General features: G+C 59.7%; 10 protein-coding genes. 7 read left to right on the top strand and 3 right to left on the bottom strand.

What is annotated here, in order from left to right; genetic code table 11:
* Positions 1-194: 194 nt before the first annotated feature.
* The gene (locus tag D3M70_RS06560) at positions 195-521 is read right to left on the bottom strand and encodes a DUF1820 family protein (protein WP_062384926.1); all 327 of its coding nucleotides are present in this window, start codon (positions 519-521) and stop codon (positions 195-197) included.
* A gap of 129 nt (positions 522-650) precedes the next feature.
* Between D3M70_RS06560 and miaB the strand changes: the two genes are divergently transcribed.
* From miaB to lnt, 5 genes are all read left to right on the top strand, one after another.
* Entirely contained in the window at positions 651-1,979 is a 1,329-nt protein-coding gene (gene miaB / locus D3M70_RS06555) for a tRNA (N6-isopentenyl adenosine(37)-C2)-methylthiotransferase MiaB (RefSeq protein ID WP_120125048.1), read from the top strand.
* A 242-nt stretch (positions 1,980-2,221) separates the two neighbouring features.
* Positions 2,222-3,226 carry a PhoH family protein gene (locus tag D3M70_RS06550; protein WP_120125047.1) on the top strand — a complete coding sequence of 335 codons (1,005 nt, stop codon included), beginning with the start codon at positions 2,222-2,224 and terminating at the stop codon, positions 3,224-3,226.
* Positions 3,219-3,719: an rRNA maturation RNase YbeY gene (ybeY, locus tag D3M70_RS06545; protein ID WP_120125046.1), complete on the top strand. Its 501-nt coding sequence runs from the start codon at positions 3,219-3,221 to the stop codon at positions 3,717-3,719. The genes D3M70_RS06550 and ybeY overlap by 8 nt, the downstream gene beginning before the upstream one ends.
* Positions 3,720-3,724: 5 nt before the next feature.
* Positions 3,725-4,567, top strand: coding sequence for an HlyC/CorC family transporter (locus D3M70_RS06540; RefSeq protein ID WP_074757034.1), 843 nt, complete (start codon positions 3,725-3,727; stop codon positions 4,565-4,567).
* 27 nt (positions 4,568-4,594) lie between these two features.
* Positions 4,595-6,115: an apolipoprotein N-acyltransferase gene (gene lnt, locus D3M70_RS06535; protein ID WP_120125045.1), complete on the top strand. Its 1,521-nt coding sequence runs from the start codon at positions 4,595-4,597 to the stop codon at positions 6,113-6,115.
* Positions 6,116-6,190: 75 nt separating this feature from the next.
* Here the strand turns inward: lnt and D3M70_RS06530 are convergent, their stop codons facing one another.
* Both D3M70_RS06530 and D3M70_RS06525 read right to left on the bottom strand, forming a co-directional pair.
* On the bottom strand, positions 6,191-6,952 hold the full coding sequence (locus tag D3M70_RS06530) for a YdcF family protein (RefSeq protein ID WP_120125044.1): 762 nt from the start codon (positions 6,950-6,952) through the stop codon (positions 6,191-6,193).
* Between the two features lie 86 nt (positions 6,953-7,038).
* Positions 7,039-7,422, bottom strand: a complete 384-nt coding sequence (locus D3M70_RS06525) for a hypothetical protein (protein WP_120125043.1) — start codon at positions 7,420-7,422, stop codon at positions 7,039-7,041.
* A gap of 304 nt (positions 7,423-7,726) precedes the next feature.
* On the opposite strand from D3M70_RS06525, the gene leuS reads away from it, so the two are divergent.
* Both leuS and lptE read left to right on the top strand, forming a co-directional pair.
* Positions 7,727-10,333: a leucine--tRNA ligase gene (gene leuS, locus D3M70_RS06520; RefSeq protein ID WP_120125042.1), complete on the top strand. Its 2,607-nt coding sequence runs from the start codon at positions 7,727-7,729 to the stop codon at positions 10,331-10,333.
* 90 nt (positions 10,334-10,423) lie between these two features.
* The gene (gene lptE, locus D3M70_RS06515; protein ID WP_120125041.1) at positions 10,424-11,029 is read left to right on the top strand and encodes an LPS assembly lipoprotein LptE; all 606 of its coding nucleotides are present in this window, start codon (positions 10,424-10,426) and stop codon (positions 11,027-11,029) included.
* Positions 11,030-11,067 lie beyond the last annotated feature (38 nt).

Raw genomic sequence — 11,067 nt, 5'->3', positions numbered from 1 at the left:
AATAGCGGCGTTGTTTCATGTGACAGTCCTACGCCCTCCATCTATAGAAGAAGCGACAACTATCCTGACATGGAGGGCTTTTCAAAAGTGACTCGCCGAAGGCGAAACAGGTCTGGCGTTAGCCAGATCCCATCGGCGCCACAAATAACAGATATACACCCCAAACCCAGCGCCGCAGAAACCCTGCTAAAAACTCACTTATCAGGCATCGGCATCGGAAACGGCATGACATTCCCGGTCTGACGCGCCTCACTGATCTTCGCCGTCCCCATCCGCTCGACCTCATCGATACGCACGATCGAATGCATCGGCACAAAGCTGCGCACCACGCCGTCGAACTGCGCCTTGAGCTTCTCTTCGCTAGGGTCTACCACCACGGTCGTACGCTCACCGAAGACGAATTCCTCCACTTCCAGAAATCCCCACAGATCACTTTGATAGATCTGCTTGGCGTACATTTCATACACCTGTCCCTGGTTGAGAAAAATCACCTTGTAGATTGGAGCTTCGCGTTTGGTCATAACAGGCAGGCAGTGATCGCGGTTTGAAAAAGGGCACGAACTATAGCATGCCGCTCGTTAGACGACGCTAGGAAGCCGAGCCCGCGGTCACTATAATGCGCGGTTCTTTGAATCACCTGATGAACCCGCATGGCCAAGAAGCTTTACATCGAAACCCACGGCTGCCAGATGAACGAGTACGACAGCTCGCGCATGGTCGATCTGCTGGGCGAACATCAAGCACTGGAAGTCACCGCGCGCGCGGAGGATGCCGACGTCATCCTGCTCAACACCTGCTCGATCCGCGAGCGGGCACAGGATCGCGTCTATTCCCAGCTTGGCCGCTGGCGCGAACTGAAACTGGCGAACCCGGAAATGGTGATCGCTGTAGGCGGTTGCGTGGCCAGCCAGGAAGGCGCGGCGATTCGTGATCGCGCGCCCTACGTCGATGTCGTTTTCGGTCCGCAGACCCTGCATCGCCTGCCGGAAATGATCGACGCCGCGCGCATCACTCGCCTTCCGCAGGTGGACGTCTCGTTCCCGGAAATCGAAAAATTCGATCACCTGCCCGAGCCGCGTGTCGATGGCCCGAGCGCTTATGTGTCGGTCATGGAAGGCTGCAGCAAATACTGCACGTTTTGCGTGGTGCCCTACACCCGTGGCGAAGAAGTCAGCCGTCCATTCGACGACGTGATCACCGAAGTCTTCCACCTCGCCGAAAACGGCGTGCGTGAAGTGACCCTGCTCGGCCAGAACGTCAACGGCTATCGCGGCACGACTCACGATGGCCGCGTGGCAGATCTGGCCGAGCTGATTCGCGTGGTGGCGGCCATCGACGGCATCGACCGCATTCGCTACACCACCTCCCATCCTCTGGAGTTCTCGGACAGCCTGATCCAGGCCCACGCCGAGGTGCCGGAACTGGTCAAACACCTGCATTTGCCGGTGCAGTCAGGATCGGACCGGATCCTGGCGGCGATGAAGCGCAACCACACCGTCCTCGAGTACAAGTCGCGCCTACGCAAACTGCGGGCAGCGGTGCCGGATATCTGCATCAGTTCGGACTTCATCGTTGGCTTCCCCGGCGAAACCGAAAAGGACCACCTGCAGACCATGAAGCTGGTGGAAGACGTGGGCATGGACTTCTCCTACTCCTTCGTCTACAGCTCGCGCCCGGGCACGCCAGCTGCCGACCTTGCCGACGATACGCCTGAAGAGGTGAAAAAGGAGCGTCTCAAGCAATTGCAGGATCTGATCAATCGCCAGGGCTATGAAATCAGCCGCAAGATGGCGGGCACCGTGCAGCGCATCCTGGTGACCGACTATTCGAAGAAGGATCCGGGCGAATTGCAGGGCCGCACCGAGAACAACCGCATCGTCAATTTCCGCTGCGACAACCCAAAGCTGATCGGCCAGTTCGCTGACGTCTACATCGACAGCGCGCAACCGCACTCGCTGCGCGGGTCGTTGTTGCAATAAGTCAAAACGCCCCTATCTATACGCAACGCTAAACCGTGTAGCAGTCCGGCTTGCCGGCGGAGACGATTTCAAGTCCCCCGCCGCCTACAAGCCGGACTGCTACAAAAGCAGTGCACAGCTCTCTCCTACAGAGCCCGTGGCGGTGGCTTATCCAACCATTAGTAAGTGAGCCCTTTCGGACACTGCCCACAGGGGTTATCCTTCATTTCACCTTAATTGCCGTCGGGCGGCTAAAAACCACTTTGAACGCACCTATCGAACCACATCGTTTCAGCCTCGAACCTATCGAGGCCCATCGCTTCGCAAATCTGTGCGGGCAATTCGACGAGCACTTGCGCTTGATCGAACAGCGCCTGGACATCGAGATCCGCAATCGCGGAGGCCAGTTCGAGATGATTGGCGAGCGCAAACAGACCACTTCGGCAGAAAACCTGTTGCGCCGACTGTATCGGGAAACCAAAAGTACCGAACTTTCGCCGGACATGGTCCATCTGTTCCTGCAGGAATCCGGCGTCGAAGAGCTGGACAACCACCCTGCCGCCGAAGTCGGCGTAGCCCTGCGTACCAAAAAAGGCATGATTCGCCCTCGCGGCCTGAATCAGCAGCGGTACGTGAAGGAAATTCTCGCCAACGACATCAACTTCGGCATCGGGCCTGCCGGTACCGGCAAGACCTACCTTGCCGTGGCTGCTGCCGTGGACGCACTGGAGCGCGAAACGATTCGTCGCATCCTGCTGGTTCGTCCGGCGGTCGAAGCGGGCGAAAAGCTCGGCTTCCTGCCCGGCGATCTGGCGCAGAAGATCGACCCGTACCTGCGACCGCTCTACGACGCCCTCTACGAGATGCTGGGTTTCGAATACGTGGCCAAGCTGATCGAAAAACAGGTGATCGAAGTCGCTCCGCTGGCCTATATGCGCGGCCGGACCCTTAATAACAGCTTCATCATTCTCGACGAGAGTCAGAACACCACCGTCGAGCAGATGAAGATGTTCCTGACCCGCATCGGCTTCGGTTCCACCGCCGTGATCACCGGTGACATCACCCAGATCGACCTGCCCAAGGGCACGAAATCCGGGCTGACCCACGTCATCGAAGTGCTCAAGGACGTGCCCGGCATCAGTTTCACCCATTTCAAGCCCAAGGACGTCGTGCGCCATCCATTGGTGCAGCGCATCGTCGAAGCCTACGAGCGCTTCGAAGAACGCAACGATCAGAGCGGCTCTCGGGATAACCGCCGCGATGCTTGAGCTGGATCTGCAGGTTGCAAGTCTTGCCCCGGCCCCTGGCGAAGCCCAGTTCCGCCTCTGGTGTGAAATGGGCTTGCGCCAGCGCACGGCTGATTCAGAGATGACCATCCGCCTGGTCGACGAAGTCGAAGGCCGGGAACTGAATCACACCTGGCGGCACAAAGACTACGCCACCAATGTCCTGTCGTTTCCTGCCGACGTTCCCGACGAACTGCTCGATATCCCCTTGCTGGGTGATCTGGTGATTTGCGTTCCCGTCGTGGCCCGCGAAGCTGCTGAACAGGGCAAGGCACTGGATGCTCACTGGGCGCATCTGACGATTCACGGCTGCCTGCATTTGTTGGGCTACGATCACATCGACGATGACGAAGCCGAAGAGATGGAAGCGCTGGAACGGGAGTTGCTAGCAGAGCTGGGCTATCCGGATCCCTATGCCGACGATGAACGCGTCGACACCCCAAACACAGAAACACCAGGCAAGGACCACGAGTAAGGGCTATGAGCGAAGACCGATCGAGCAACGGGCAAAAGTCATGGTTGGGCAAACTGACCCAGGCATTTGCCCATGAGCCGAAAAACCGCCAGGAGCTGCTGGAGCTGCTGCGCGAAGCCCACCAGAACAAACTGCTGGACAGCGAAGCGCTGGCCATTGTCGAGGGTGCCATTCAGGTCGCGGACCTGCAGGTGCGCGACATCATGGTGCCGCGTTCGCAGATGATCAGCATCAAGGCCAGCCAGAGCCCTCGTGAATTCCTGCCGGCGGTGATCGATTCCGCGCACTCGCGCTACCCGGTGATCGGCGAGAGCCACGACGATGTACTCGGCGTGCTGCTGGCCAAAGACCTGCTGCCCCTGATTCTCAAGGACAACGGCGGTGCCGGCGACGTCAAGAACCTGTTGCGCCCGGCGACCTTCGTGCCCGAATCCAAGCGACTGAACGTGCTGCTGCGTGAGTTCCGAGCCAACCACAACCACATGGCCATCGTCATTGACGAGTACGGCGGCGTGGCCGGTCTGGTGACCATTGAAGACGTGCTTGAGCAGATCGTCGGCGACATCGAAGACGAACACGATGTTGAGGAAGACAGCTACATCAAACCGCTGCCCAGCGGCGACTTCCTGGTCAAGGCGCTGACGCCCATCGAGAGCTTCAACGAGTTCTTCGACAGCGAATTCTCCGATGACGAATTCGACACCGTCGGTGGCCTGGTGATGAACGCGTTCGGGCACCTGCCCAAGCGTAACGAAATCACCGAAATCGGCGCGTATCGTTTCCGCATCCTGAACGCTGACAGCCGCCGCATTCACCTGTTGCGTCTGAGCCCGATCTCGCGTTCATAACGTCGTATCCCGTACTAAGGAATGTAAATGCGCTGGATCACCCGCCCCGGCTGGCCCGGTAACCTGCTGGCCATGGTGGCTGGCGCGCTGATCACACTGGCCCTGGCGCCGTTCGATATCTGGCCACTGGCGATCGTCGCGCTGGTGGTCTTCTATCTCGGTCTGCGCGACCTCAAACCCCGCCAGGCGTTGTGGCGCGGCTGGAGCTACGGCTTCGGTCTCTTCGGCGGCGGCACGAGCTGGATCTACGTCAGCATTCACACCTACGGAGAAGCGCCGGTCTGGCTGGCGGTGTTCCTGATGGTGCTGTTCTGCGCATCGGTGGCGTTCTTTTTCGCCCTGCCAGCGTGGCTCTGGGCGCGATGGATTCGGCGTAACGAGGCTCCTTTGGCGGACGCCCTGGCGTTTGCAGCCCTGTGGTTCGGCCAGGAAATGTTTCGGGGCTGGTTCCTGACTGGCTTCCCCTGGCTCTACTCCGGGTACAGCCAGCTGGACGGGCCGCTCGAAGGTCTCGCACCGCTGGGTGGGATGTGGCTGATTTCCTTTTCTCTGGCGCTGACCGCCGCGCTGCTCTGCAACCTGCCCCGCCTGCGCGCTCGCAAAAGCTTTCTGGCCGCAGGCATCGTGCTGTTGCTGGCCCCTTGGGTCATTGGCGTTGCACTCAAGGGCCACCCATGGACCGAGCCTTCCGGGGCGCCGCTGAAAGTCGCGGCGATGCAGGGCAACGTCGAGCAGAGCATGAAATGGGACCCGGCAGCACTGAATGCGCAACTGGCGCTGTACCGGGACATGACTTTCACCTCGCAAAAAGCAGACCTGATCGTCTGGCCAGAGACCGCCGTACCGGTGCTCAAGGAATCGGTCGAAGGCTATTTATCGGTGATGGGCAAGTTCGCCGCTGAACGCAATTCGGCGCTGATTACCGGTGTGCCGCTGCGCCAGAAAGGCGGTCGCGGTGAGTATCGCTACTACAACGCGATTACAGTGACCGGTGAAGGTGATGGTACCTATTTGAAGCAGAAACTGGTGCCATTTGGCGAGTACGTGCCTTTGCAGGATTTGTTGCGTGGGCTGATCACCTTCTTCAACCTGCCGATGTCCGATTTCGCCCGAGGCCCTGCCGAACAGCCGCTGTTGCAGGCCAAGGGTTACCAGATCGCGCCATTCATCTGCTACGAAGTGGTCTATCCGGAGTTCGCTGCCAGTCTGTCCGCTCAGAGCGATCTGCTGCTGACGGTGAGCAACGACACCTGGTTCGGCACGTCGATCGGTCCGCTGCAGCACCTGCAGATGGCGCAGATGCGAGCCCTGGAAGCCGGCCGCTGGATGATCCGCGCCACCAATAACGGAGTGAGTGCCTTGATCGACCCGTTCGGCAAGATCACCACCACTGTGCCGCAGTTCGAACGCGCAGTGATGTATGGCGAAGTCACGCCCATGCAAAACCTGACGCCTTACCTGCACTGGCGGTCATGGCCGTTGATCATTATTTCGGTGCTGCTGATTGGCTGGGCGCTGCTGGCGAGCCGGATTGCCAAGGCGGTTTGACCGGATGAAGATCGTTGTGAAGATCGTTTCCACGCTCTGCGTGGGTACGATCTTCAGATCGCCGTCCCATACAGATCATCTGTAAAACAACCGGTACCCCACCATCCCCGCCGCTTCGTTCAGTAACTGTCCACTCTGCCCGACAGCCCTGGCCTCCGGCGTCCAGCCGCCAAAAGGCCGGGCGTTATCCACACTCAGGAACCCCACGGGTGCTGGCACGACAGTGAAGCCCGCTTTCTCGAAACTCCAGACAGAACGCGGCATATGCCAGGCCTGGGTCACCACAACCACGCGCTTGATACCCAGCGGCTGTAACACCGCAGCGGTCAGCGTGGCGTTTTCCCAGGTCGTGCGGCTCTCGCCCTCTTGCCAACGCACCGTCACCCCGAAATCGTTCTGCAGCGATTCGGCCATGATCGCCGCCTCGCTAGGCGGCTCGCCGTAATGCAGACCACCGGTCACAAGGATCGGCAACCCCGATGCTTTCGCCATGCGCGCGGCATATCGCATGCGCTCAAGGGCAACGCCGGTGGGAATGTCAGCGTTCCAGCTTGGATCATTGCGCTCACGCCCCGACCCCAGGACTACGATGGCATCGGCGTGTTGCGCCAAGGTTGCCCACTGGCTCTGCGGTAATGGCGGGATTCGCTCGATTCCCTTGGCGGCCCACTCCACCACAATCGGCAGACTCATGGCCCACAGGCCAACCAGCGCGATCACGAACAGCGAACGGGCCAGACGCGGCCGAGCATTTCTCAGCCACCAGGCCAACACCAGGAGCAGCAGAAAAATGCCGGGGGGCAGCAACAGATTCTTGATGAAGTAACGAAAAGGCATCGGGCATCTCCAACAGATGCCCGAAGCCTAAAAGGATTGACGCTAAGCAACAATGCTTAATCAGACGGGGTTAGCACCCGTAAAGGTTAACGCTTGAAATGTTTACTGGAACTGTAACGACTCAACTTTGCCGACACCTTGGCGCGACGCTGGTCCTTCAGCCAGATGACATTGGCTGAAGTGTGCGGGGCGCGCACCGGCTCCGATGGTTCCCGTGAAGTGCTGGAACTCCCCTTCTTTGTGTTCAGTGCATCCTCTATTACAACGACTCGATTCTTGTCTGGACAGGACTCCAGATACGCCTCGATCAGCTGGAATTCGGCGTGGCTCAATCCACGCAACTCCAGCTCAGCGGGGTGTTCATTGCGAAGCCGGACTGCCGTTTTCGCCATGTCCAGAGCCAACCCCAGACGATCAATCAAACGGTCATACAGATCAGGTTTCTTTACTTGGTGCCGCAGCTCTGCCATCCGTTCACCTCACTGAAGATAAACACATACCCTCGTAAATGAGCTTAGCGGCACTGCAAAAACCGGCGCGATGCCGCGACCAACGGCGGCTGCCGGGGCTTGTGTGCAAGTCAGGAGCACAATCTGGGTTTCCCTCGATCCTTCGGGCTCATGTATGCTACGGCGCTTTCCTGTAATTCCACTTCCGCTCACCCGGACCCGACCGCATCGCATCGCCGAAGGCACAGCCAGGCAAGCGAAGCCTGTCTGACCCGGGAACGCAGCGAAGAGGTCAAGGGTCACCAATCTCTAGTCAAAAGTAGCCATGCACGAACTCTATCAGCCCCGTGAAATCGAAGCCGCCGCTCAGTCGTTCTGGGACGAGCAAAAGTCTTTTGAAGTCAGCGAACAGCCAGGCAAGGAGACTTACTACTGCCTGTCGATGTTCCCTTACCCCAGCGGCAAGCTACACATGGGCCACGTGCGCAACTACACCATCGGCGACGTGATCTCCCGCTACCAGCGCATGCTCGGCAAGAATGTCCTGCAACCGATGGGTTGGGACGCGTTCGGCATGCCGGCTGAGAACGCCGCGATGAAGAACAACGTCGCTCCGGCCAAGTGGACCTACGAAAACATCGCCTACATGAAGACCCAGCTGCGCAGCCTGGGCCTGGCGGTCGACTGGTCGCGCGAAGTCACCACCTGCAAGCCCGATTACTACCGCTGGGAACAATGGCTGTTCACTCGCCTGTTCGAAAAAGGCGTGATCTACCGCAAGAACGGCACCGTGAACTGGGACCCGGTCGACCAGACCGTTCTGGCCAACGAGCAGGTCATCGACGGCCGAGGCTGGCGTTCGGGCGCGGTCATCGAAAAACGCGAAATCCCGATGTACTACTTCAAGATCACGGCCTACGCCGATGAACTGCTGGAGAGCCTCGACGAATTGCCGGGCTGGCCTGAGCAGGTCAAGACCATGCAGCGCAACTGGATCGGCAAGTCTCGGGGTATGGAAGTTCAGTTCCCGTACGACCAGGCCTCGATCGGCGAAGCCGGTGCCCTGAAGGTTTTCACCACCCGCCCGGACACCCTGATGGGTGCGACCTACGTCGCCGTTGCCGCCGAGCACCCGCTGGCGACACTCGCCGCGCAGAACGACCCTGAGTTGCAGGCGTTCATCAACGAATGCAAGAGCGGCAGCGTCGCCGAAGCCGACGTTGCCACGCAGGAAAAGAAAGGCCTGCCGACCTCGCTGTTCGTCGAGCACCCGCTGACGGGCGAAAAACTGCCAGTCTGGGTCGCCAACTATGTGCTGATGCATTACGGCGATGGCGCTGTCATGGCGGTACCGGCGCATGACGAGCGTGACTTCGAATTCGCCACCAAGTACAACCTGCCGATCAAATCGGTGGTGCGCACCAGCGCGGGTGACCAATCCCCGGCTCCGTGGCAGGACGCCTATGGCGAACACGGCGAGCTGATCAACTCCGGCGAATTCGACGGACTGGACTTCTCCGGCGCGTTCGATGCCATAGAAGTCGCGCTGATCAAGAAAGAACTCGGCAAATCGCGCACTCAGTTCCGTCTGCGCGACTGGGGCATCAGCCGCCAGCGTTATTGGGGCTGCCCGATCCCGATCATTCACTGCGACGCATGTGGCGACGTGCCGGTCCCGGAAGATCAACTGCCGGTCGTACTGCCGGAAGACGTGGTGCCGGACGGCGCAGGTTCGCCACTGGCCCGCATGCCGGAATTCTACGAATGCAACTGCCCGAAATGCGGACAGCCTGCCAAGCGTGAAACCGACACCATGGACACCTTTGTCGAGTCGTCGTGGTACTACGCCCGCTACGCCTCGCCACACTTCGAAGGTGGCCTGGTAGAGAAATCGGCGGCTGATCACTGGTTGCCGGTGGATCAGTACATCGGCGGCATCGAACACGCGATCCTGCACCTGCTTTACGCGCGTTTCTTCCACAAGCTGATGCGTGACGAAGGCCTGGTGAGCTCCAACGAGCCTTTCAAGAACCTGCTGACCCAAGGCATGGTGATCGCCGAGACCTATTATCGCCGCGAAGCCAACGGCGCTTACACCTGGTTCAACCCTGCGGACGTCGAACTCGAACGTGACAGCAAAGCCAAGGTCATCAGCGCCAGGCTGATCGCCGACGGTCTGCCGGTGGAAATCGGCGGCACCGAGAAGATGGCCAAATCCAAGAACAACGGCGTCGACCCTCAGTCGATGATCGACCAGTTCGGCGCTGACACCTGCCGTCTGTTCATGATGTTCGCTTCTCCGCCGGACATGAGCGCCGAATGGTCCGACTCCGGCGTCGAAGGCTCGCACCGCTTCCTCAAGCGCGTCTGGCGTCTGGCTCAGGCCCACGTATCTCAAGGGCTGCCGGGCAAACTTGACGTTGCCAACCTGACTGACGATCAGAAGGCCGTTCGCCGCTCGATTCACCTGGCGATCAAGCAGGCCGGGCACGATGTTGGCCAGAACCACAAATTCAACACCGCCATCGCTCAGGTGATGACGCTGATGAACGTGCTGGAAAAAGCCGCGCAAGCGACCGAACAGGACCGCGCGCTGCTTCACGAGGGGCTCGAAACCGTGACCCTGCTGCTGGCGCCGATCACACCGCACATCAGCCATGAACTGTGGAACCAGTTGGGTCACGCCGATGCTGTGATCGACGCAGCCTGGCCCGTGCAGGACGAAAGCGCCTTGGTACAGGACAGCCTGACGCTGGTCATTCAGGTCAACGGCAAGTTGCGCGGTCAGATCGAAATGCCGGCCAGCGCAAGCCGCGAAGAAGTCGAAGCCGCCGCACGGATCAACGAAAACGTGCTGCGCTTCATCGACGGCCTGACGATCCGCAAAGTGATCGTGGTGCCCGGCAAACTGGTGAACATCGTCGCCAGCTGATTTGGATCGGGCGCCTGGCACAGCCGGGCGCCGAACACACTTCCAGGGCCCGCACTTTCGGGTTCAAACGGATTCAAGGGGAGCAACAAGATGATCAAACGCAATTTGCTGGTAATGGGCCTCGCGGTGTTGCTGAGTGCCTGCGGTTTCCAGCTGCGCGGCACCGGCACCAACGCCCTGTCGATCAAGGAACTGGACGTAAGCGCCCGTGATGCATACGGTCAGGTCGTCACCCAACTGCGTCAGACCCTGAGCAACAGTGGCGTGCACGTTTACACCGGCGCTCAATACAAGTTGTTCCTGGCTCGCGAAGATGAAACCCAACGCACTGCCAGCTACGCAGGCTCGGGTCGTTCGGCCGAGTATGAGCTGACTACGGTCCTGAAATACGAAATCCACGGCACCAAGGATGTTCTGTTGCTGGACGATAACGTGCAGTCGACCAAGACCTTCATCCACGACGGCAACAACCTGATCGGTTCCGACCAGGAAGCCGACCAGGTCCGCAAAGAAATGCGCAACGATCTGGTACAGAAGATGATCGCCCGCCTGCAACTCTTGACGCCTGAACATCTGGACGAACTGCAGGCCAAGGCTGATGCTGCCGCTCGCGCAGAGGCTGATGCCGAAGCCGCTGCCCAGCGTATTCGCGACGAGACGCCTCAGCAGTCTCCCGTCGAATTCCCTACCAAGTGATGGCACTGGGGCCGGTTCGCCGGCCCCAGGCTCTTCTG

This window comes from Pseudomonas sp. LS-2 (assembly GCF_003605735.1).
In the GTDB taxonomy this organism is placed as follows: domain Bacteria; phylum Pseudomonadota; class Gammaproteobacteria; order Pseudomonadales; family Pseudomonadaceae; genus Aquipseudomonas.
The sequence above is the reverse complement of the archived record's forward strand: the minus strand, read 5'-3'. Positions and strand labels throughout refer to the sequence as shown.